A 23,837-nucleotide genomic window follows, 5' to 3' on the forward strand; every position below is an offset into this window, starting at 1 on the left:
TTATATCTCATGATATTGACAAACTCCTTCACCTTGTGGAATGAAACAGCCCTGCCTTTAGAAGGGGGGTTAGGGGGGATCAACAAGTGCCTAAAATCAACAGTCAAATACTTTTCAAACATCCTTTTAAACTTCCCATTTTTCCGCCTTTTTCCACGGAAGCTTCACTGTAAATCGGCTGCCTTTGCCTAACTGACTTTCGGCATGAACAGTTCCACCGTGCAACTCGACAATTTTTTGCACCATCACTAAACCTAAACCAGTACCCGTAGAACGACTAGTAGAGGCATTTTCAACCTGCATAAAAGGTTGAAATAATTTAAAAAGGTCATCAGAAAGCATTCCAATACCCGTATCTACTACGCTGAAAAAGATATATTCATTGTTAGCAGTTGGTTGGACTTCTATCCAAACTTCGCCTCCTTCTTTAGTAAACTTAATGGCGTTAGTCAACAAGTTGATAAATACTTGGCAAATACGACGTTCATCAACTTGGATAGGTTCGAGTTCTTTAGGTACTTGTGCCCTCAATTGAATGTTTTTCTGGAATGCGAGATGTTTGACAAAACCTAAGCTGTAATCACATAATTCCTGAATTGAAGTAGCAGCTAATTGCAGTTCTATTTTGCTGGATTCGGTGTCGGTAAAGTCAAGAATTTGGCTAATTAATTCTAGTAAATTCTTACCGCTAGATTCGAGTATAGTTAAAGACTGCTGCTGTTCTTCGCTCACAGGGCCGTACACTCCATCTTTGAGGGCTTCTGTGATTTCCAAAATAGAGTTTAAGGGATTTCTCAAATCGTGACTGATGTTTCCTAAAAAGGTGCTTTTAGCACGATTTGCCATTTCCGCACCTTCTTGAGCTTCACGTAGAGCGGATTCTGCCTGTTTGCGATCGCATACTTCTAAAGTTAGGGCAACAAATTCTGCAATTGAGCTAACAAAATTTTGCTCGCTTATTTCCCATGTCCGGGGAGTGTCAATCTGCTCATACAATACTGTTCCTACTATTTTACCCCCAACCCAAATAGAGGTATCAATTAGGGATACAATATTATTTGGTTTTAGTAATTTATCCCATAATTCCTGTACTCGTAAATCAGTGCGAGTGTCGGTAATGGCAATGGTACTCAAAGCCACCACGGCTTTATAGTAAATTAAATAATCTGCAAGGTTGCGTTCTAAACCTGCCAAATGTTTTTGATTGCTACGTTCATAGAGATTTATACATTGTAGTTTGGTACGCTCATCATTGAATAACCATACACTTACTCGCTCTACTTCTAAGGCATTGGCTGCTTTTTCGGTAATGACTTTGAATGCTGTTTCTAGATTTCCTTCAAAAAGCGCTTTGTGATTTGTCAGTTCTGCTAGTACACGATGATGTTGGCGCAGTTTTTGTTCACTATTAATACGTTCTTGAATCTCTTGCTGTAAGTCTTGAGTTTGCTGTTTAACTTGCAGTTCTAACTCTGCATTTTTTATAGTCAGTGTAGTAAATTTTTTGCGTAACTGTTGCGCCATTTCATTAAAAAATTCACCCAGCATTTTTACTTCTTTAATGCCATATACTATTACCACTGAGTCTTTGTCATTGGTAAAATCGGTTAAATCTTTTGTCGCCGTGCTGAAATCTAAAATTGGCTGAGTTATCCAACGGGCGGTAACAATCCCTAGTATCGTAGCTAATCCTAATGCTCCTAAACAGAGAAAAATTGTAGTTTGAGTATTGCGATTAATTTGTCCTATAAACTCTGCCTCTGGGACATTTACCACAATCAACCAGTTGAGATTTGATTCGCCTTGTAACGGTTTAACTTCTAAAAATTGTTGTTTGCCTTCAAAAGAAAAATCTAGTTGCTGTAAATTTTGAATTTGGTCAAAGTTACTAAATTTAGTTGTTAAATATTTAGCGGCTGCTTGAGTCGAAGAATTTACACTCTGAGAAGCTGCCAACCGAATAGGTTTACCATTTTGTAAGCGGAACGGTTCTTCGGCTATGGAACTTGCGACTAATAGCCCTGAACGCTCGATAATAAAAATTTGCCCAGACTTGCCAACTTTGATATTTTGCAGCAAATCTCCAATTTCTGATAAACGAATCAGAGTGCTGTTGACTCCGAATAACTGACCTTGGGAATTATAGATGGGTTGAGATGCACTAATGAAGAGTCTTGGTTCAGTCGGGGGTATAAAAATCTGACTAAAGCTGAATTTTTTGGCAGTAACAGCTGTTTGATAATCAGGACGCGATCGCGCATCATAGTTTTTAATCACCTCTGGTAGCTGAGTACGTTGACCTTGAGAGTCAATCTTGTATGTGTAAAGGTCGTACTCAGTTGACTTTCCGGCTTTTTTAAGTAAGAATTCGCGATCGTTGAGCTTTTCTACTGTTAGGTGTTCTTGCTGTTCATTGCTTACCGTTAAAGCCAAAGCATCGGGAAAAGTCTTTAACTGCTCTACTAAGTATGACTCCCAGGTTGGAAGATTTTCTATTTTTAGCAACCCGATATTAATCAGATTTTGATTACCGCGTAGTACCTGACGCGGAGTTGACAAATAGGTTTGTAAATTCTGCTCAACTCGATTGACAACTTCATGACGCAATTCACTAGCCACCTCATTGACTGCTTTTTGCCCATTAAGGATTGATAAATACGCAGTCAATCCCACAGCTAGCAAGATTTGCAGCAGAAACAATGCTACCAGAATGAAGCTTAGAGGTACACCTTTAAATAGGGAAAAAACAGTATTTTTGGTCATTTGCCCACTCCCCTTGCTCCCTCTTTCTGTCTTGTAGTACTGAGTACAACACTTCGAGTTTGCTGTCCTGTGGGCTTATGCATGGTTTATACTCGGTCGGGTCAAGTGCCAATATAGCATTTCTGATAAAAGAACAAAAGTCAACTTAACGTGAAAACAAGTCTAGAACTAGCTTTTAGATTGTCTCGTTCCCAGTCTCCGACTGAGAATGCTTGTCTTTGAGGCTCCGCCTCTCTTTACTGGCGGCAGAGCCACCAAGAGCAGCATTTCCAGCCGGAGGCTGGAAACGAGATTGTTAAACGAGTTTCAGCTTAAGTTGACACCCAATACGGTTCAGTTAACGTTTTCATATTTTGAAGATCCCCCCAACCCCCCTTAAAAAGGGGGGCTTCCAAGCCTCTTTTATTCATATTTTGAAGATCCCTCCAACCCCCCTTAAAAAGGGGGGCTTCCAAGCCTCTTTTACCCCCTTCTTAAGGGGGTCGCCGTAGGCGGGGGGATCTTAACCGAACCGTATTGAGTTGACACCAATAAGCAATGCTGTGCCCCTATCGCGCAACGCTGAGAGATTCAAAGTATTTTAAAACACGCTCCATACAGAAAATTTCTGTTCAGAATACTTAGCAGATGGGAACTCTAGCTAATAAGCTTAATTACATACAATATCCCCCCAAAACGACCAATTATGTCCCATTTTGCTCATTCCACTTTGGGCCAATCTTCTTACCCTCGCTTAACTAGAAGCTTAAGTGCTGTTGAAAGTTGGGGTTTTGGTTTGACGGCTCATATTTCTTGGACAGCATTGGTTCCAGCAATTCATGCTGCTCTAGGTTTCCAAGCTATTTTTGTTTGGATACCTGCGGTAATTTTTGGAATGCTACTCAACTATCAAGTCAAAAGCTTGGGTATACATTTTATTAATGTGGCTGGAGGAACACCTAACTACACTACCAAGCTACTGCAACGCTACTCTGGACTAGCTCGTTATGCAGCAATTGGATACCTTCTCAACTGGGTTTCTTACTTATCAGTTAATACAATCGTACTTAGAGATTTAATTAAGGTGAATTTGGAGGCGCTGGGTATTACCTGTCCAGATATATTTTTGGATTTGAGTTTTACACTGTTGCCTTTTATCGTGGCGTTTAGTGGGACTCGTGCCCTGAGTATTTTACATTTGTTTTTTGTAATTCCAGCCTTTGGATTGCTAATAACTTTCTGTGTGCAAGGTCTGGCTTGGTTAGCGTTTTCTCCTGTTAGTCCTGGGTTTTTTCCTAATAATTGGTCATCTTTAAGCTTTGTAGATTGGGCAAAGTGGTTCTTTTTTGTCACTTATGCAACCTACAGTTGTGAAACGGCTTCTTCTTTTGTCGCTGATAGCCGCCAACCCACTCAGACGCTACGCTTTCTAGACGTTGCCGCTTGGATGATGCCACCCATCTTTTTGGGTGGGTCTTGGGTAGTCATGCGGTTAGCAACAAATCCCAACCTGAAAGATAATGCTTTTCTGAATCTTGTAGCGGCTTCCCAGCCTTTTTGGGGAAGATTTGCTGGTTTAAATGTTTCTTTTTTGTTAGTAGCTGCAAGTCTTTTAGGTTCGGCAACGGTGGTTTCTAATTGCCCGCGAATTCTGTATCAATTGTCTTTAGATAACCATCTCTCACCAGTATTTTCCGTTGTCTCACGTCGGGGTGTGTTTGTCCCAGCTTTGACATTGACACTGCTATTGTGCTTAATCTATTTGATTTGGGGAGATGTGGCGCAAATCGTCGCTGTTGGTAACGTCGGTTGGTTTGTCTCTTTTATGTTACTGCATTTAGGGCTTTGGCTTGGGCGCGATCGCCCAGAAGTTTTGTTCCCTCGCATATCTCTAGGCATTTTTCTATTAGAAGTTGTAGTGCTGTTGGTGGGTGGATTTGCCTGGGGTTGGTTTAACTTCCTGATTGGGTTATTGTTTCCCATTGGTGTCTTAGGAATTGATGCATTAATTCGCCGTGTGAATTTTGCTCCCTTCCATACCAGTTGGTGGATGCAGCGATATCGCACGCGTTCTGTGGTAATCATTAAAGATTCAGTAATTCTTCAGGTGAGCATCCTGATTTTTTTACTGTGTAGCGCAGTGGCAGTTGGCTGGTTATTTGGCGTCAAACTTAATAACGTGGCAACTGCGGGGGGTGAGAATATATTTGTGGTGTTGCTGATGAGCGTGGCATTTGTGGGTGTAGCGATCGCTTGTTGGACAACTATACCGCAAGTGGTAGCGATCGCAGAAGCTCGAGAATCTGCCGAACACCTGTTTATTGTTGCCCAAGATGGTATTTTAGTCGTAGACGATCGAGGCATTATCCGGCAAGCTAACCCAGCCACCAAATCATTCTTTGGTGTCAACCCATCTGAGTTACGGGGAAATCACCTCAACAAATGGCTACCCGCATTAGTCTACTATCCAGAGCAGTGGACAAAGCGTAGCGAACAATCCCTACTCGGTCATGGGAAAAACAGAACTTTGGAAGTTTCCATCTCAGACCGACCTCATCAGGATTTTCAGGAATACGTTGTTATTCTTCACGACATTACCCAGCGCAAACAAGCAGAGCAGATATTGCAATACTCAGAAGCGCAATTGCGCCAAGAGGCCAAGCAGTTAGCATCTCAACTGGTGCATAGTGAAAAAATGTCCAGTTTAGGGCAGTTAGTCGCAGGTGTAGCGCACGAAATCAACAACCCAGTCAATTTTATCTCTGGCAATATCGGCTATGCAAATCAATATATCCAAGATTTATTAAGACTGCTGCAACTATATCAGCAAAACTATCCTCATCCAGTCACAGAAATTCAAAAAGAAACAGAAGCCATTGATTTAAATTTCTTGATTGCAGACTTGCCCAACTTGCTAACTTCCATGACCGTTGGGGCCGAACGAATCACCGAAATTGTCTTATCTCTGCGAAATTTTTCCCGCTTAGACGAAGCAGAGATGAAAGCAGTGAATATCCATGAAGGTATAGACAATACCTTGATGATTCTGGAACATCGCCTCAAATCTAAATTTAACCATCTAACCATTGAGGTGATTAAAGAGTATGGCGACCTGCCATTAGTAGAATGTTATGCTGGACAACTGAATCAAGTATTTATGAATCTTTTCGCAAATGCGATCGATGCTTTGCAAGAGTCGGTAGAGAATATTGAGTGGGGAGTAGGAGAAAAAGCGCTCCCGACTCTCCAGATACGCATTCAGACTAAACTCACTGGCGAAAATCAGGTAGTTATTTGCATTGCTGATAATGGTACAGGCATTCCAGAAAAGGTACAAAAACACTTATTTGAACCATTTTTTACTACTAAACCAATTGGTAAAGGTACCGGGTTAGGTTTATCTATTAGTTACCAAATTATCACCCAAAAACATCAGGGAAAATTACAATGTATTTCTGCTCCTGGTCAAGGGACGGAATTTGTAATTGTAATTCCGTTGAATCAGCAAAGTAATTGAACTGGGGATTGGGGACTGGGGGTTCAGAAAATATGAGTAAGATTTTCTTGCCCAGTACCCCTTTTTCGGAGATGTCTATTGTAGAGACGGCGATTTATCGCCGTCTCTTGCCTTAAGCGAATCGTATTGCATTAAAAACTTAGCTTTAGAAAAATCCTCGCGTTGGCAGTGGTGTACCGTTGATCTCGTAATCCCCGATCGCACGAGCTTTGAAGTGACCTGGATTATGAGATGCTAGGGTGCGTGCATTGCGCCAATGACGATCAAAATTGGAGCTTTTCTTGGTTGTAGAAGCCCCACCAACCTCGAATAACAAAGTGGCTGATTTTAGCGCTAATTCATCAACAATTAATTTTGCCTTAGCTGCACTCAAAGAAGCTGCCAGCGCCACAGCTGTCTCAGACTCTTCACCCTGGGCTTGAGCAGCAGGAAGGCGATCGAGAACCTCGGCGGCTGCTAGAACAATCGCTTCGGCGGCAAAAGCGTTACTGGCAATCAGACCAACGGTTTGCTGCAAAATTGGGTCATCTGCGGCTTGCTCGGTTGTAGCATGGTAAAAAGTTCTGGGTCGTTTGTGAATCAGTGCCGTCGCATCGCGGAGAACGCTGCGAATAATGCCAGCATTAATTGCAGTCAGAAATAATTGGGGAACGATATTGTATGGCAAGTTGTCCTTGTCTGTATCTGTATCAAGAAGAACTTCATCTGCCTCTACACGGACATTGGTGAATGTAGTCGTTCCTGTACCAGTCAGCCTTTGCCCAAAGCCATCCCAATCGTCCACAAGGTCAATTCCCTCACGTTTGGTTGGCAAAAGCGCTATCGCTACGGTGTCATTGGGTGTTAATAGACGCACAAAAATCAAGTCTGCATAAAGGCTACCAGTGCTGTAATACTTCGTCCCGTTCAGACGATAACCACCGTCGTCAGGTGTTAATTTTGTATTCGCAACTTGGCCGCCACCAGCTCGCTTAACCTCTAGTTCAGTGGAAGCGAGGCCGATGATTGCACCATCGACAACAGCTTTCAGCCATCGACGATTTCGGGGAGTGCGTTCTGAGCGCAAAATCCGCTCTGTCACAGAGAAATGATTTCGTACAATGTGAGCAACGTTTGGGTCAGCATCGCCCAATCGAATGACGACCTCAAACAGTTCGCGCGCGCTGCTACCGCCCCCACCCTCAGCAACAGGGATTCGCAATGCACCCAATCCCGAACGCCGGATCAGTTCGACTACATCATAAGGAAGGATGCGATCGCGATCACGCTCACTTGCTCCCAAAGCAATAAAATCGAAAAGGGTTTGGAGTTCTGGAGAGTTCGCGGTGACAGGAGCCGAGAACTGAAATGTGGAGTCTAGAACTTTTTCTTCAATCTTGATCATTGTTTTTCTCTCTGAAATATGTGGCGTTGAAAATCGATACCAAAACGCAAGCGCGAGGCTAATCTTGCAGCTAGCATTGATAAAATCTTTAAATTGAAAGCGACAAATAATTGATTCAGTTTCAAAAATATAAAGGTTACAAAATAGTTATTCAAAATATCCGCGATCGCTGCTTGAGACTAAGTGCAAAGACTCTCAAGAGAATACAAAACCCTATAATTAAATAGGTCTTTATTCTGTTCAAAAACATAAAAGTATGCTTTAGTTACATACTATTTTCGTTGATTAAACAGCCATTGAAGAAACTCCCAAAGCTAAGATAGGTTACAAAATACTGTAAGACTATCGGTTTACGGGAGTTAATGAGATGATAGGAAATATCCTACAAGGCTAGATAAGGCAAGTCAAGCTTTTCTTGAAGAATCTCAGATTTTGATGTCGAGGCACTTATACCGTTTCTTTATGAAACTGCGCCAAATCTCTTAATTTCTTATTTCTTGTCTTTGAGACGCTTCGCGTTGGCGTTCGCGGAGCGTCTCAAAGACAAGCCTCTCGTAGAGAAGGCGTACTTGGCGGTAGCCTGCGGTAAGCCGCTTTGCGTTTACGTTCTTGATTTATTGCAGCATAAGCGCACCCTTATACAGGGTTCATTCATGGAATTCTTTAGTAGCTTCACAAAATTTAAAGATCAGATAAAACCTCCTTTCCAGCCGGAGGCTAAAAATGCTGCTCCTGGCGGTAGAGCCGCCAGTAAGGGAGGCGGAGCCTGAAAGACAAGCATTCCCAGTCTCCGACTGGGAACGAGGCAATCTAAAAGCTAGTTATAGACTTGCTTTCACGTTAAGTTGACACTAATGAGCAATGTTGTGCCCCTACCACATGGTCTATTTACCTGAAAATAGCTGTAAGTTGACATATTTTGTTTACCAGCGTAGTAATGCTTAAAATTATCCAGTCATTGCTAACAAGTACTTCAACAGATTTATTAACAAAACTTTGTCTCTATAATTAGAAGAGTTTTGGACTAGTGTAAAAATAAGTAAGTTAAGGATAGAATCATGAAATTTGGAATTGATAGCGGGCACAATTGTCCACCAGATACAGGAGCCAGAGGGATTAAATTTGAGGATAATTTAACTCTAGATGTAGGTAATAGAGTTATAGCCAAGTTAAGAGCTTTGGGTAACGAAGTCGTAGTATGTAGACCAAGTAGCGCTCGTACAGTAACAGAATCGCTCTCAAAAAGATGTTCTACAGCTAATTCGAGTAGAGTAGATATTTACGTCTCGATTCATTTTAACTGCTTTAACGGGCAAGCTAACGGTACAGAAATATTTGCAACTAGTGATGCAGGTAACAAAATTGCTAAACCTGTATTAGATGAAATCGTCAAATTAGGATTTTTTAATCGTGGGATTAAGAGTGGTTCCCACTTGTATGTCCTGAAAAATACAGATATGCCTGCAATTCTGGTAGAAGGTTGCTTCATCGATTCGCAAAAAGATATGAATCTTTTTGATCCTGAAGCACTGGCTAATGCAATCGTCAAAGGCTTAACTGGGAAAGTGTCAAGCGTTCCTGTTAGGCCCGTACAAGATCAAGAAGATGATCCAGATGAGACTATCCTCAAATTGCAAAAAGCCTTAAATCAACTCAAAATAACTGATAAGAATGGTAAGGCGTTAGTAGAGGATGGCTTCACCGGGGCTAACACCAAATCTGCTGTAGAAAAATTTCAGACTATTATCGCAGTTCAGCCGACTGGAATTGCTGACACAACTACATGGAATGCCATAAATATAATTTTGGCAAAACGAATTATCAGACCAAACCATGCTGGTGGTGCAGTTGTCAGATACTTGCAATATCGTTTAGGTGTTGATAATGATGGTGTCTATGGCCCACAAACAGAGGTTATAGTGAAGAACTTTCAAAGGCAAAATGGTTTAGATGCCGATGGCATTATTGGGCCTGCTAGTTGGCAGAAATTAATTGGTTAGACTGATTATTTGTGCGATCGCTTGAAGCTGTTGACCTAAAATAATTAAAAGAGATAACCAGGGCGTAAGAAGTCACTTATGCTGCTGACAGGAATATGTTCAACTTAACCAAGTTGGCGTTTGATAATTATCAATCGCATTTGGTCATAAGTAATTTCCTATCGCTCTGGTGTTTTTTTGGCGGTGAAGTTTCGCCAAAAGTATAAAAGTAAAGGGCTTTTTAAGCCTATAACAATCGTTACTGTTTTGTTGTATGAATGGACACAATTTTTGCTTTCAAAGAAAATCGCCAGGAATCCGACCTCTATCCTAGTGTATAGATATAAGCTAGTCTTAATCGCCGTACCATCTCTCGACGCACCTCATTTTGAACGCGGTTTCCACGCCGCCAGTGTTCTAACTGAATATTATCAACATAGAACCGCACAGAAAATTGCATAGCAGCGCCTTGGATATCAGTTAACTGAACTTGTGGTTCTTTCCAAGCAGTATTAGACTCTTTAAAACTATCATGTAGCCATTCGACCAATTTTAAAGAGTAATCGTCTAATCTGGTTTCGTCTACTCCAGGATTTGAGAGTTTCTGAAATAATTTATTTAGTTTAATTTTCAGAAGTTCAATTTTTTGTTCCCATTCGTCTGGCAAAAGATGTTGATCTTCAATTACTAAATCAGGATCTTTTAACCAAGCTTGATACCATTGGCGAATCAAGCCAATTAAAGTTTTTTTCTCAGTCTGTTCTTGTTCTTCTAGATGTGATCGCAGACGTTTTCCTTTATGTTCTGTGATGACTACTAGCCCGATAGTGTTCAATATTTCTAGATAGTTTTTCTGGAGAATTTTCAGTTCTTCTGAATTCAATCCACCTTTTTCTAGTTTCTTAATTTCTCTAACTAAATCTTCAAATGCTTGTTCAACTTTTTGCAGTTGGCTATTCACATCTTTTTCAACTAATAAACGCAGCCGTCCAGCCTCTTTTTTTGACAGATGATCGCCCTCTGCTTCTCTCAATGCCGCAAAACTATCTAAATGTTCAAGTTTTTCATCAAGATTACCCAATGTGTCTGGATGACCGAGAATAATTTGTTGCAGAATTTTTGTTGCTACCACTGCATCAGCATCAACTCTAACTGAAACTTGAATTGTATAAGCGTAATGAGTTGTAGGACGACTAAGATTGACTATATTTTGACCTCCTAAAGTTGTGTTTGGTGTATATACTTCACAATGCTCGTTAATCAGATATAGTTTTGTCACCCGGATGCCAATGTGTTTAATAATTGCAATTGAACCATCTGGCATGGATATGACATCTCCAAATCTAAAAGGTGTATCAACTAACAAAACTAACCCACTAAAAAAATCGCTTAAAATATCTTTTACTGCCAAACCTAAGACTACAGTAATACTCCCTATCGCTAACCCAATTCCTGTTAAATCAACCCCAATGGTGCTGAAAAATAGAGATATTCCAATTAGGTAAGTGATGACTGGGATAAAATTTTGTAGTAGTGGAATTAATACATCATCCCAAACAGCCTCAGTTTTCCGGGCATAGTCTTTTAAGTAGTAGACTCCTGCTTCTGTAAACAATAAAGTTATACCATAAGTAAAAGCAGCAATTAGAAAAGCTGTGAGTCCTCGATCGATCCAATTAATAATTTTGCCCGATCCTAGTTGACTAAGTGAGAGTTTTAGACTGGCAATGATAAAAATAGCGATCGCAGGGATTTGTAAGATCCCCAAAATAAACAGGGCTGTATCTTTTTCGGCGCGACGAAAAAATGATCGCAATATATGGAATAATAATATGTAGAGTACAAAGGCAATAACTATGGATGCACCGAATATATAGAAAAAAGCACTAATTTGTGCGCCCGTTGGTAAAGTCAGAGGTGGTGAGACTACGGAAGCTTTTGATGCAGATTTTGCCGCTTGGGCGATGAGGGTATAATTCATTGGTGTCCACTTCAAGTATTGCTAATAAGTTACTTTACAAATTTGAAATTTAGCTAAAACAGCAGAAGCCCCACACTCACTTTTAAAAATGTGGGGACGCTAAACGAGAGCGACGGGAAACCCGTCTCCAGTGCTGGCTCATGAATGCGCGGGAGTGGAGAGAGAAGTTCTTGGCACGAGTACTCGCTACCTTCAGCCAATATTTCAGGAATTTCAGTGCGATCGCCACTAAAATAAAAGTGCCAATGCTCTGAGCTATGCCAATTCCTAGTGTCAGCCAAAATTATGATGAAATACGCTCAATCAAGGGGAAAACTCTTTTCCCCAGTCCTCAATCCCCTTCATTGATTGACATTATCCTTGAGTGCCCGCCGAGCTAACTTTACGTAAGTTTTCACAGTAGCGTAGGGCATTTCTAAATCTTGGGATATCACCTGCAATGATTCTCCCATCTCTCGGCGTGCTAGGATAGTTGCCCAAGTAGAAGCAATTTTATCAGTGCGATCGCCTCCTGTGCGTTTTCGTTGTGCGGTGAATAGTGTTGTCAATTCATCAATGCGTTCTCCCAGCAGATTTGTTAGCACCTGAGTAGGTAAATTTATCTCTGGTTTCACCCAATCTAAACGAGTTTGTCCCAGTCCAAAAGTAGTTTTGTGTCCCGTACCGCAGTAAGGAGAAAGGCGGGCCAAAGCATAAAATAATTGGGTAAACTCAGAGTTTGCTAAAGCAGCCTTACTCAAACCACAGGACATTACCCCTGTGAACCCAGTCACCGAACCTCGCTTACCAGCCGCTACCTTCACCGACTCCAAGCGATGCTGATGGATAATTACCCCTTCATCTATCCAATCGAGAAAAGGTTGTTGTTCGATTGAGATTCCTGAAAAATCATTCCAACGCCGCAGGTAGCTGTGAAAAAGATTAACTGGCACCGGCAGGGGAAAATGATGACCCTTGCGGCGAAAACTGGTAGGCGAGACAAAGCTGAAGTTGATATTAGAGGTAGTAATTATTCAGTCAGCATTCTCACAATCCATCTGCACCACACAATTTCTTCCTTGTGCTTTTGCTTGGTAGAGTCCTTGGTCAGCAGCAGCAATTAAGGTTTCAGGAGATAATTGGCTATGAGGTGTGATGGTTGCCACACCAAGACTTAGGGTGATAAATTCACTGACATCAGAATGAGGATGAGGCATTTGTAATGCACTAATATTGGTCTGAATATCTCTTGCAATTGCAATAGCTCTTTCGATATCAGTATTCGGCAAAATGACTGCAAACTCTTCTCCACCATAACGAGCAACTAAATCTGCGGGGTGTTTCACTGTCTGAGAGATTGCTTTGGCAACCTGTCTAAGTGCATCATCTCCTGCCAGATGTCCATGCGTATCGTTGTAGAGCTTAAAGTAATCGACATCACACAAAATCAAAGATAGCGAGCCTTGCTCTCGTGCCAATCGTTGCCACTCTGCGTTGAACGTATCATCAAAGCAACGTCGATTTCCGACTTGGGTTAGACCATCTGAACAGGCAAGGCGCTGTAATTCTTGGTTTGCTTGTTGTAATTGGTGGTAAAGTTTTGATTGCTGAATAGCGATCGCAGCTTGACCTGCTAACTGGTTAAATAAGTTAATTTCCGATTGCTGCCATTGTCTGCTACTACGGCATTGGTGAGCAATTAATAATCCCCACAAACGCTCTTGCTGCAAAATTGGCACCACAAGGTTTGCCCGGATTTGCAGACTTCGGAGGAGGTGAATATGACACGGCGATAGTCCCGCAGTTTCAATGTCTTCGATCGCTCTGGTGTTACCTTCTTGGAAGTAAGCCGCACGCGTGGATTTAAAGCACGTATCCATAACGTGAAATCCCAAAATGGATCTACACCCTTCTGCTAAAGATTCTACAGCAACTAACCCACTCCAGTCTGACTCAAACTGGTAAATCAGGACTCGGTCTACTTCAAACAGTTGTCGCACTTCGGCTGCTGTGGTTTGCAAAATCTCGTCTAACTCCAACGATTGGCGAATACGCTGCGTCACAGCTGCCACAATTCGCTCGGACTCGCTTTGGTGTTGAACCTGCTCAACTACCTGAGAATTTGCCGATGTTATAGTTAACGCGATCGGATCAAAGTAAGGGGTTGTAGTAATAGGCACTGCACTGGGTTGAGCAATCAAATGGCCTTGAGCAAGATTTGCACCTCGTTCTCGCAGCCAGTTCAGTTCTTCAATGCACTCAATTCCTTCAGCAACGGTTTGGATGTTTAATTTTTGAGTAATCTCTAAAAGCTTCTCAGTAATCGAAGCTTTGTAAAGGTCTTTATGTACATCTCGAATTAACTCCATATCCAGCTTGATAAAGTCTGGACGTAACTGATGCAGCAAGTTTAGGCTAGAATAACCAGAGCCAAGGTCATCAAGAGCGACCAAAAACCCAGCATTCCGGTAGTATTGTAGCACTGCCTTGAGGTGGGCTAAATCTTGAGGGCTATCTGACTCTACGACTTCAAAAACAACGCGATCGTGCGAAATTCCAGCAGTATCAATTGCCTCTACTGTACTACGTAGGCAAAAAACTGGATCATAAAGTGATGTTGGTGCAAAATTGATGAAGATATGCCCACTCACTTGATGGCGGCTGAATTGATTGATTGTGTTGAGGCGAGCAATTTGGTCAAGTTGTGGTAAAAGTCCGGCTTCAGTTGCTAATTCTATAATTGGTGTCGGTAGTACTAAATTGCCTTGTTCATCCAGTCCCCGCAAGAGTGATTCATATCCAAAAATCTGCGATGTATCGTTAATTGAGACAATTGGTTGAAAGTGACTAGTGAATCGTTCTGCTGCTAACATTTCAAGCAGCCAGTCGGATTGGTTCAACTGAATGAAGCGTTGTAATGAGGCTATGTCACTAAAATCGTGAATTTGAGGTTGGATAGTACCTCGAATGAAAAGGACTTGCGTTTCTTTTAATTCTCTCGGTGCAAGTAGTTTGGCCAGGTTACGGGCAATTTCTAGAGACTGTCCGGTTCTACACTTCAAACTCAAACCTGGTCGCTCTTGCATCAGTTCATACTCAAGGGCAAACTGCTCTAGGTAGGAGGTGACTTTCGTCAGGGTATGTGGAACAGGGAACCAGAGAAAGAGCCTACCTGCCTCCTGAATCCGGCAGCGTGCAACATTGCGACAAGCGCAGGTTTTGGAGATAGCACATATTTGGCTCATAACTAACTAATTTGCTTAATCCAATTTAGTTTATTATTCCCATTATTGTTACTGTAAAAGATAAACTACACTTCAAATACATAAAGATTTGATGAGTTAAGTAAACTGAATAATTTAGCTGAGTAGATAGCTTACCAACACTCACCAAAATTTATACGACACACTCAAGTAATTGCCGATATTTCTATATTATGGGGATTTCCCTGTTCCCTCTTCAGCAGTTTATACACCACAGGCGAACACTCAGCCATTCCAACTTCTGCCAATTAGGCTTGCGATTGCCTTGACTAACTCATCTGGTTCGACGGGTTTGGATAGATGCTTTTGAAAGCCTGATGTGAGTGCTTGTTGCTGGTTGATTTCTCCTGCATAAGCAGTTAAAGCGATCGCTGGCATCTGTTTGGCTTGTTTTGCCTGCAATACTTTAATTTGCTGCATCAGCATATAGCCATCTGTCTCTGGCATCCCAATATCACTGAGTAGAAAATCTGGTTCTGAATCTGCCAATACTTGCAACGCTTCTTTTGCTGATGTCACAGCAATTACCTTTGCTCCAGCCTGCTCTAGCACAAATGTGTGCAAGTCACGGGTATCATCGTCATCATCCACAACTAAGATTTGGATGCCTGCAAGATTTTCACTCGCAGAAGCAGAATTTAATGCCGCAATATTTATGTCTTGTTTTGGGGGTAAATCTTTCTTAATTAATGGTAGCCTGACTCGGAAAATCGCTCCTTTCCCTTCACCTAAACTTTCTGCCGAAATCGTGCCACCATGTAATTCTATTAAATGACGAACAATTGCTAATCCTAACCCCAAGCCACCAAATTTCCGAGTTGTCGTGGCATCAGCCTGACGAAAATATTCAAACACATAAGGGAGAAAGTCAGGGCTAATTCCTTTACCTGTGTCACTGACGGTAATCTGAGCTTGAGCATCAACGCGCTCTAGTTGAATATCAATTCTTCCTCCTTCAGGAGTGAATTTAACTGCATTCGATAAAAGATTCCAGATAACTTGTTGTAAACGACTAGAATCACCCCAAACTTGCCCGAATGAACCATCTAGCATGGTCTGAATTTGAATCTTTTTAGCTTCTGCTGCCAAACACACTGTTTCCAATCCCCCCTCAATCACAAGCACTAGATTGACAGGAAACATCTTGAGGTTGAGTTTACCTTGTAAGATTCGAGAGACATCAAGCAAATCTTCAATTAACTGAGCTTGTAATTTAGCATTCCGCTCGATGGTTGCGATCGCTTTCTTCGTGGCTGCGGTGTCAAACTCACGAGTCTGCAAAAGTCTCGCCCAACCAAGAATGGGATTCAGAGGCGATCGCAATTCATGAGAAAGCACCGCCAGAAACTCATCTTTAATCCGGTTGGCTCTTTCAGCTTCAGTTCTAGCAGCTTGCTCAAGTACCAAGAGGCGATCGCGTTCGGCTTCTGCAACTTTGCGTTCTGTAATGTCAATTACTGAGCCAATATAACCTTTAAACTCACCGTCCACCCCAAACCACGGGTTAGCGGCATCAATGCAAGAGCGATACTCGCCGTCTTTGCGCCGCAAGCGATACTCTATACGGAAAGCCGAATAACTAATACTAGCTTCCAGAAAAACATTCCTAACATCATTGTAATCCTCTGGATGTACAACATTTAACCAGCCAAATCCCAGACCTGTTTCCTCGTTTTGACCTGTAAAATCGTACCAACTTTGACTGAGGTAGGTGCAGTAGCTATCGGTGTCTGTCACCCAAACCATAAAAGGGGCATTGTCCGCCATATTGCGGAACTTTTCTTCGCTTTCTTGAAGGGCTTTTTCTGCCTGTTTGCGATCGCTAATATCTGTAACAAAAATGCTTACTCCTTCTGCAAAAGGGTAGACGCGATTCTCAAACCAGCGCTGCCAAGCGGGATAAAAGTATTCAAACTGAACAACGGACGTAGCATCTCGTAGAGAAGACGTTGGTTCTGCCATTGCCCGCTGAATCTGATTATAAAACTCGCTTTTCAGCATATCTGGAAACACTTCCCAAACGATCTTACCTAGCAACTCTTCCTTGTGAATACCAACAACTTCTGCTAGCCGATCGTTAACAAAGGTATAACGCCACTCTCGATCTAATACAAAAAACTGGTCTTGAATGCCAGCTAAGACAGTCTCTAAGTGTTCTTTCGCCACCTCAGCTTCAATTCGGAGGCCTTGTTCGCGTTCCATTGCTTCCTGGCGGAGACGAGCCATTTTAAGGGCTGCCTCTACCCGCGCCAACAATTCACGCGCAGAGAAGGGTTTAATCAAATAATCATCGGCTCCCGCTTCTAACCCTTCCACTCGTGCCTCTTCCCCCGCCCGTGCCGACAACAGGATGATGGGAACTTTTTGCGTCTGCGGATCGGCTCTTAATGCTTGCAGCAGTCCAAAGCCATCTAATCCAGGCATCATCACATCTGTCAGTATCAAGTCTGGGACACGCCCACGAGCAGAATCCAAAGCCGCTAAACCGTCCGGCACTGATTCCACCTCATACTGCTGACTTAATAGCCGTTTGACATAATCGCGCATGTCTGCGTTGTCATCAGCGAGGAGAATCCGGGGGGAGGAGCGGAGGGGCAGGGAGGCAGGGGAGGCAGGGGAGGAATCTATAATATATGATGTGTAGTCTTCTTGAACCATTTCTTCTCCCCCTGCTTCTCTTCTCCCCCTGCTCTCTTCTTCTGGTAGCCAACGCATGGCTTCTTCTAAATATGGGGTTGCACCTAATGCGGTTGAAGCTAAAGTTCTAGGGGCACTAATTCGGTCTGGAGGCAAATGAGTATACCCTGTGGGAATTGACACAGTAAAGCAACTGCCTACTCCTAGAACACTGGTAACATCAACTCTTCCACCATGCATTTGCACCAATTCTTGCACTAGTGATAATCCAATTCCCGATCCTTCAAAAGTTCGTCCTTGCGCCCCTTTGACGCGGTGGAATCGCTCAAAAAGGTGGGGAATTTCTTCTGCTGGGATGCCGATTCCTGTGTCTTTGACTGCAAACTCAATATGGTCATTTGACCACTGCAAACTGACCGCAATTTCTCCAGTCATCGTGAACTTAAAGGCATTCGAGAGCAGGTTAAGAACAATCTTTTCCCACATCTCTCGATCGACATATACTTGTGCTGGCAGGGAAGGACAATTGACTGATAACTGCATTTCTGCCCGTTCTACTGCTGAACGAAATACACTAGCTAGTTCGGCGGTGAAGGTGGCAAGGTTGGTGGGTTCATAAGAGGCTTGAACCCGTCCGGCTTCTATGCGCGAGAAGTCTAGCAAGCTGTTGACAAGTTTCAGCAGCCGGAGTCCGTTACGTTGTACCATTTCTAACTGCTCTAGTTCTTTAGCTGGAAGCAGAGTGGCACAATTAGTTAAGGTGTCTTCTAATGGCCCCAGCATCAGGGTAAGTGGGGTACGGAATTCGTGGCTGACGTTACTAAAAAAGACGGTTTTCGCGCGATCAATTTCTGCCAAGGCTTCAGCGCGTTTGCGTTCTTCTTCGTAAGCTTGGGCGTTAGCAATGCTGGCTGCAATTTGAGCTGCAACTAAATCGATGAATCCTTGATAATTATCGTCGAATAGCCGGAAGGGATTTAAACCAGCAATTAATATACCAGCTTTTCCCGTTTGGCCAGATGGAGTAATAGGGACTGCGATCGCTTGATGGGGCGATCGCTGCCAAACACTACAAGGTAAACTACTAAAAGACACTTCCAAATCGGAAATCAGTTTTGCTCGATGGGTTTCGATCACTTCTGCAAAAGGCCAAACCCCATCAGCATCAAGAGCCACTGTTTCTGGAACTGCTAGATGATTTTGCTCAATGCGACACGTTCCAGCTAAAAAAACTTCCTGCTTATCTGGATCGACCAGATAAATCATTGCAAAAGGGAGATCGTAAGGGTTGCTTTCCAAACAACTCGCACTCACCGTACAGGCTTCATCGAATGTCCGCGCGTCTGCCGTTCTCGCCGCTAGTTCGCGCAAAAGTGCCAACTGACGCTCACCGATAATTCGCTGCGTGTCGTCTGTATTGGCGCAGATAATCCCACCTGTGTCGCCCTGGTCATTAGGAACCGGGCTATATGAAAAAGTATAATAGGTTTCTTCTGGGTAGCCGTTGCGCTCCATAATTAGCAGTAGCGCTTCGTCGTAAGTGCCTTCGTTCTTCAGCATCGCTGATTCGGCTCTAGGCCCGACCTGATCCCATATTTCCCGCCACACGTAGGCAGCCGATTGCCCAAGTGCTTCTGGATGTTTGCCGCCAATAATAGCCTTGTAAGCGTCATTGTAAAGGTTAATCAGTTCCTCGCCCCACCAAACAAACATGGCTTGACGGGAAGTTAGCATAATCCGCACGGCAGTCTTCAAACTCTGTGGCCATCGCTGTATTGGGCCAAGGGAAGTTTTTGACCAATCCAGTTCTCGCATCCTAGCACCCATTTCACCCCCACCGAGAAGGAAATTTACGTCGGCGTTTCTGGCTGACGTTGACTCGTTCTTCATTAATTCCTCTCGATTGGTCATGCGTTGGTTAGAAGCTACATTTGCGATCGTCGTTTGGGAAAATCCTCTAGAAATTAAGACGTTTAAGCTTCTAAACAGTCATTTTAGAGGAAATTTAATGCTATATACAGCGTGAAATGCTAATGTTGTGACTTTCCAAAGTATTGAAATAATCTTTTTGGGGCAAGTTGCTGTTTTGGCTATTTTTCTTGTCACCTTTATATCATCAATATTCTCAGCTACCAAGGGGGATTATCATTCAGAACTCACAAAACTTTTCTCGGAAGTATGTTGCCTGAATAATTTGACCATGTTCACTAAACTTATTGATTAGGCTCCAATTCGCAGCATTCCTAAAAGAGAAGGTGTTACATATCCATTTTTCCACCAATTAATTGTTGGGAAACTGACACCAAACTCAGTAGCAAAACTTTCTTTAGACAGATTTAACACTTGCCACAGGGCACGAACTAGTTTGCCAATATTAGGTTGCTTCGCCGCAAGTAAATTTATACTCTGAGGCATATAGATCAAAGTTTATAAAGCACTATATATTATCAATTTTTACGACAGAGTGTTCTTTTTCGTCTATTATTCTTGAGATAGAGATTGTGATTCAGTCAAAGCATCACAAATCTTATCATAAAATTAATTTATCATTTCAACAAAAAAGAATATTTGATTTTATTTGCGAAGTCGCTTTATCCTAAAATCAGTGGGAGCATCCCAATTTTACAAGAACATGTTTGTCATTGCGTTCGCTCCACGATGTTGCGTACCCTGCGGATTCTCCGTTCGCGTAGCGTTCCGTAGGAAAGGAGTACGCAATGACAATTTATCACCTGGGTTTGGTATAACTTACACATTTGGGATACTCCCCTTGGTTTGCAATTAATAAAAATAATAAACAGGATAATATTTAAATGTTAGAGCAGCAGATTGATTGCCCCACAAGACCTAAGACAAGTTCAACAATCATGAAACTTTTCCAAATAAGTTTAGCGATCTTAGTGCTTTTGATCACTTTAGCAGTTGCTTTGCCCTCTTGGGCAGAAAGTACGCCTTCTTTGACTAGTAATTCTAACTACTTTGAAGTTGGCCAAAAAGTTATTTGGCTTTACAAGCCTCGCACCGATTCTAGCGATGTTCAAAGAATTCCTGCCGAAATAGTCAAGTTAAGTTCCAAGCAAGTGCAAATTAAGGTATATAAACATAACAATGAATTTGTCAATCGTTGGGTGAATCCTAACAAGCTTGAGAGGTCGCAAAAAATTAAAGAGTCGGTAAGCTAATCAGTATTCAAATTGCATAATCAGGGCGGGCAAGATGCCCACCCTACAAGATATTAATAAAATTTAAATATGAAAATTAGATGTATTTTAGCTTATTCTAAAATTTCGCCAGATGGAATTCAATCTAATTTTAGCTAGGTATAAAACTATTTATCTATAGTAATCCTAAATCATTCATGAGTGACGAGATCCCCGGCTTTTTCAAGAAGTCGGGGATCTGAGGATTGTAACTTTTATAAATAGAGTAGGCTCGATATTTTTATTTTTTGTAAATTAAAAAAACTGAACCAATCGGCCCAAAGTTTTCTACATAAGTTTTCTGGTTGTAATACAATCCTGGAGACATACCTCCATCAAATAAAATCCCTTCTTGAATCTGACCTAAACAGTTATTGCTAGCTATACCTTCAAGGACATTATCAAACATATCTGGTAGTAATTCTTGATTAACTTGAGATAACTCAATATCTGAATTAGCTTTCAAATCATTAACTAATAGGATTACATAGCCTTGATTAGTAATCGCTGCCAGAGAGCGATTTTTAGCATTTTTACAGGCAAATTCTCCCAAGTCTTGACAAATATCTTTAAATTTACCCTGACGATAAAATCTGCCATTACCACCCACTAAATTATAGTTGAGAATATCGTTTTTTCTTCTGCCTGTTTGGATAGTAGCCTGTCGCTGGTTGGGTATACCTCCTGATACCCCAAAGGAAGAACGCTTATTTTTAAATGCTCCTGAATACTCTACGCCACGAGAAACATTTAAGCCTTGTGGTTTATCATCAGTACCTATATAGTCAGCATTAATGGCAGCAATGGGTAGCTGTCCGTTTAATTTGGCATTTTCATTAGCGATGAGTTCATGAAACTGTTTAGCTACATATTCTTTACGCAATTTACCCGCTTCATTTTTGGCGTAGAGTTTATGAGATAGACCAAGATTAACTTTGAAATCTAATTCTGCTGATTTGGGATTAAAAATAATCACATTGTTTATACCTCTGGGATTTTTTTTACCTTGATTATTGGTTTTAAAAAAATCAATACTGAACTTGGCATCTTTGCCAGGACAAGTTTTAGATGCTTTTGAAACTGAATTTGCTTCAATTTCTTGACAACCTGATAATAAGCTTGCACCGATTATCAAGATAAATAACAAAAATAATTTTTTTGTAGACATATAATGCAAAAAACCGCTACAGAATTACTATAGCGGGGAATAATTTAAAATTACAGTCCGGAGTTAATGTGAGAACCAAAATTTAAGAAAACCATTCTAAAACAGCTTCTTCTTTGGTGTTGGTATTCCGAGATGGTGTCTCACGATTAAATTTCATTTGAATTGAGCGGGTTTGTTCACCATCAGCAGCTACAGCCAAAATTGGATAGTCAATTAAACCATCTTGGAAGGACATCTGGAAACGGAATGTTCCATCTGGGTTTAGCTTAATTGGACGACCACCAATGGTTACGGTAGCATCAGGTTCGGTTGCACCGTAGACAATCAATTCAGCATCGGCAATTAACCAGAACTTGCGTGGAGGCACTGGTACAGCAGAAGCCGAGAAGCCAACACCTGACATTCCTGCACCAGAAGCGGTTAAACCAGATGCCCACAGACCAACACCTGAGGGGAAAATGTAGGAACTGAGAGCTTGTTCGGGGCGCGCTGAACTTGGTACTTGATGCTGAGAACCAAAGATAGAACCAGCAACCCGTAGCGCTTCGGTAGATTCCGCTAAACCAAAGATTTGGTCGTAGATGGGGTTGCCGTTGCCGTTATTCACAACAGTATTACCATTGGCGGTGGCGGTAGCTGCAACCTTCTTGGCAGGGGGAACTAGTTCGTATTGAGTCTTGCCACGTAAATCTTCTTCAAAGTTGACAGTGATGAAGACATCCTCTATCCAGTCAGAAGGATAGACGGGTGGGATGTGTACTCTCGATGAACGAGCTAGTACTAACCAGCGACCATCAGCAGTACGATAGCCGATATCGATCACATAATCGCGATCGCTAACTGGAACTGGTAGATACCATTCTCTAGCTAGTTCATCAGCTGGATATTCTTGAATGCTGTGGGGGCTTTGGTATTCGATATTAATGTCGGTGACATCATAAATCCGCAATGCGAGTTGTTGTCCCCCTTGGCGGCGCAGTTCTTCTTTGTGTTCATTGGGTACATCCCAGTAAGTGTAAGCCCACTGAGGATCGCGCGGTAAGAGTACAATCCGGCTGTCACCATAGCCAGATGGCAAATCTGCCAGTCCTTCATCAACATCAGCCAAAGATCCGCCAGTACGATCTTCCTGACCTAATTCAAACTTTGCAGCTTCCACGGTTTCTTGTGCCTCCAATGAACGAGATGGACTGAGTAAATTTTTGCTGCGCTGGACTTCTTGTATTGATGCCAGCAGTTGTGATTTACGCATTCGGCTATAGCGAGAGATGCTATATTCGCTAGCAACTTTGCGTAGTTGGCGTAAGGTCATCTCCTCTAGTGGCGGGCGTTCTTTTGCCATTAATTTGGCCTCCAGTAGTTTAAGCGGTAAATGATTTCCCCTGGTTAAAGAATGCTATATAAAATCTCATCCACTCCAGATGAATTTCTTATCCTGACTCCTGGTTTTGCCCAGTTTTTAAGTTTTTTAATCTGTTTTTAAATTGAGGTAACATCCTTGCAATTCGCGATCGCGCCAAAATTAGCATTTCTTTGGGATCGTGAGGAGTTCTGTTTGTTAAGTCAATATTAACCACTAAGCATATCTAGGGATCAAGGGGTAAGAAGTAGGTTTTTTGCCTGTTTCACGAATTTATCAGCCCTTCCGGGATCGCAATGTCATGCTTCCATAACATTACTGGCGAGTTTGAGATTGCGATATCGCCATAATATAGATTTTTCATGACATTAAGCTGTAGGTTAGCCAAAAACCGCAATCCACTCAAAGGGATTGGGCGTTTGCCAAATGACTAACGATTAATCAAATTTTGAAACTGTCTATATTCTCGAATACTGTCAAAATCAGTCTCAGTTTTTGCCATCTCTCGGCATTTAGGATTGAGGGTGAGGTAAACCAAGGACATAAATTGTATGTTATTTAATTCTTATTCCTTAGGGCGTGTCATCAATTAAGCCAAATGACAGAAGCAGCCAGATAAATTGCACC

At 42.0% G+C, this 23,837-nt stretch carries 11 protein-coding genes and 1 pseudogene; 3 read left to right on the plus strand and 9 right to left on the minus strand.

The features are described 5' to 3' along the window. Positions 1–126: 126 nt before the first annotated feature. Complete coding sequence (locus HWQ39_RS32500) at positions 127–2,763, minus strand: ATP-binding protein (RefSeq protein ID WP_292854072.1); 2,637 nt, start codon at positions 2,761–2,763, stop codon at positions 127–129. 685 nt (positions 2,764–3,448) lie between these two features. On the opposite strand from HWQ39_RS32500, the gene HWQ39_RS32505 reads away from it, so the two are divergent. Further along, positions 3,449–6,259, plus strand: a complete 2,811-nt coding sequence (locus tag HWQ39_RS32505; protein WP_292854073.1) for an ATP-binding protein — start codon at positions 3,449–3,451, stop codon at positions 6,257–6,259. A 145-nt stretch (positions 6,260–6,404) separates the two neighbouring features. On the opposite strand, the gene HWQ39_RS32510 is transcribed toward HWQ39_RS32505, so the two are convergent. Then, positions 6,405–7,643, minus strand: a complete 1,239-nt coding sequence (locus tag HWQ39_RS32510; protein ID WP_292854074.1) for an acyl-CoA dehydrogenase family protein — start codon at positions 7,641–7,643, stop codon at positions 6,405–6,407. Positions 7,644–8,701: 1,058 nt separating this feature from the next. On the opposite strand from HWQ39_RS32510, the gene HWQ39_RS32515 reads away from it, so the two are divergent. Then, positions 8,702–9,643, plus strand: coding sequence for an N-acetylmuramoyl-L-alanine amidase (locus HWQ39_RS32515; RefSeq protein WP_292854075.1), 942 nt, complete (start codon positions 8,702–8,704; stop codon positions 9,641–9,643). 304 nt (positions 9,644–9,947) lie between these two features. Here HWQ39_RS32515 and HWQ39_RS32520 read toward each other — a convergent pair whose 3' ends face one another. The 5 genes and pseudogenes from HWQ39_RS32520 to HWQ39_RS32540 form a co-directional block, all read right to left on the minus strand. Then, positions 9,948–11,603 carry a mechanosensitive ion channel family protein gene (locus HWQ39_RS32520; protein ID WP_292854076.1) on the minus strand — a complete coding sequence of 552 codons (1,656 nt, stop codon included), beginning with the start codon at positions 11,601–11,603 and terminating at the stop codon, positions 9,948–9,950. 341 nt (positions 11,604–11,944) lie between these two features. Continuing rightward, positions 11,945–12,604, minus strand: a pseudogene (cas6, locus tag HWQ39_RS32525) (CRISPR-associated endoribonuclease Cas6); the annotation flags it as partial. Positions 12,605–12,616: 12 nt separating this feature from the next. Then, positions 12,617–14,827, minus strand: coding sequence for an EAL domain-containing protein (locus tag HWQ39_RS32530; RefSeq protein WP_292854077.1), 2,211 nt, complete (start codon positions 14,825–14,827; stop codon positions 12,617–12,619). A gap of 243 nt (positions 14,828–15,070) precedes the next feature. Further along, positions 15,071–19,372: an ATP-binding protein gene (locus tag HWQ39_RS32535; RefSeq protein ID WP_292854078.1), complete on the minus strand. Its 4,302-nt coding sequence runs from the start codon at positions 19,370–19,372 to the stop codon at positions 15,071–15,073. A 330-nt stretch (positions 19,373–19,702) separates the two neighbouring features. Then, positions 19,703–19,897 carry a helix-turn-helix transcriptional regulator gene (locus tag HWQ39_RS32540; protein WP_292854079.1) on the minus strand — a complete coding sequence of 65 codons (195 nt, stop codon included), beginning with the start codon at positions 19,895–19,897 and terminating at the stop codon, positions 19,703–19,705. Between the two features lie 452 nt (positions 19,898–20,349). On the opposite strand from HWQ39_RS32540, the gene HWQ39_RS32545 reads away from it, so the two are divergent. Then, on the plus strand, positions 20,350–20,664 hold the full coding sequence (locus HWQ39_RS32545; protein ID WP_292854080.1) for a hypothetical protein: 315 nt from the start codon (positions 20,350–20,352) through the stop codon (positions 20,662–20,664). 259 nt (positions 20,665–20,923) lie between these two features. On the opposite strand, the gene HWQ39_RS32550 is transcribed toward HWQ39_RS32545, so the two are convergent. Together HWQ39_RS32550 and HWQ39_RS32555 are read right to left on the minus strand one after the other, a co-directional pair. After that, positions 20,924–21,850: a phosphodiester glycosidase family protein gene (locus HWQ39_RS32550; protein WP_292854081.1), complete on the minus strand. Its 927-nt coding sequence runs from the start codon at positions 21,848–21,850 to the stop codon at positions 20,924–20,926. 82 nt (positions 21,851–21,932) lie between these two features. Further along, positions 21,933–23,192 (minus strand): DUF4912 domain-containing protein, encoded by a 1,260-nt coding sequence (locus HWQ39_RS32555; RefSeq protein WP_292854082.1) that lies wholly within the window; start codon positions 23,190–23,192, stop codon positions 21,933–21,935. Positions 23,193–23,837 lie beyond the last annotated feature (645 nt).

The organism is Nostoc sp. NMS8, assembly GCF_017115045.1.
Taxonomy (GTDB): domain Bacteria; phylum Cyanobacteriota; class Cyanobacteriia; order Cyanobacteriales; family Nostocaceae; genus Nostoc.

What these genes read in the sequence shown, in the direction of transcription:
- HWQ39_RS32520 (WP_292854076.1), bottom strand. Translation starts at nt 11,603, where the DNA reads ATGAATTATACCCTCATCGCCCAAGCGGCAAAATCTGCATCAAAAGCT.
- HWQ39_RS32510 (WP_292854074.1), bottom strand. Translation starts at nt 7,643, where the DNA reads ATGATCAAGATTGAAGAAAAAGTTCTAGACTCCACATTTCAGTTCTCG.
- HWQ39_RS32555 (WP_292854082.1), bottom strand. Translation starts at nt 23,192, where the DNA reads ATGGCAAAAGAACGCCCGCCACTAGAGGAGATGACCTTACGCCAACTA.
- HWQ39_RS32540 (WP_292854079.1), bottom strand. Translation starts at nt 19,897, where the DNA reads ATGCCTCAGAGTATAAATTTACTTGCGGCGAAGCAACCTAATATTGGC.
- HWQ39_RS32545 (WP_292854080.1), top strand. Translation starts at nt 20,350, where the DNA reads ATGAAACTTTTCCAAATAAGTTTAGCGATCTTAGTGCTTTTGATCACT.
- HWQ39_RS32535 (WP_292854078.1), bottom strand. Translation starts at nt 19,372, where the DNA reads ATGAAGAACGAGTCAACGTCAGCCAGAAACGCCGACGTAAATTTCCTT.
- HWQ39_RS32550 (WP_292854081.1), bottom strand. Translation starts at nt 21,850, where the DNA reads ATGTCTACAAAAAAATTATTTTTGTTATTTATCTTGATAATCGGTGCA.
- HWQ39_RS32515 (WP_292854075.1), top strand. Translation starts at nt 8,702, where the DNA reads ATGAAATTTGGAATTGATAGCGGGCACAATTGTCCACCAGATACAGGA.
- HWQ39_RS32500 (WP_292854072.1), bottom strand. Translation starts at nt 2,763, where the DNA reads ATGACCAAAAATACTGTTTTTTCCCTATTTAAAGGTGTACCTCTAAGC.
- HWQ39_RS32530 (WP_292854077.1), bottom strand. Translation starts at nt 14,827, where the DNA reads ATGAGCCAAATATGTGCTATCTCCAAAACCTGCGCTTGTCGCAATGTT.
- HWQ39_RS32505 (WP_292854073.1), top strand. Translation starts at nt 3,449, where the DNA reads ATGTCCCATTTTGCTCATTCCACTTTGGGCCAATCTTCTTACCCTCGC.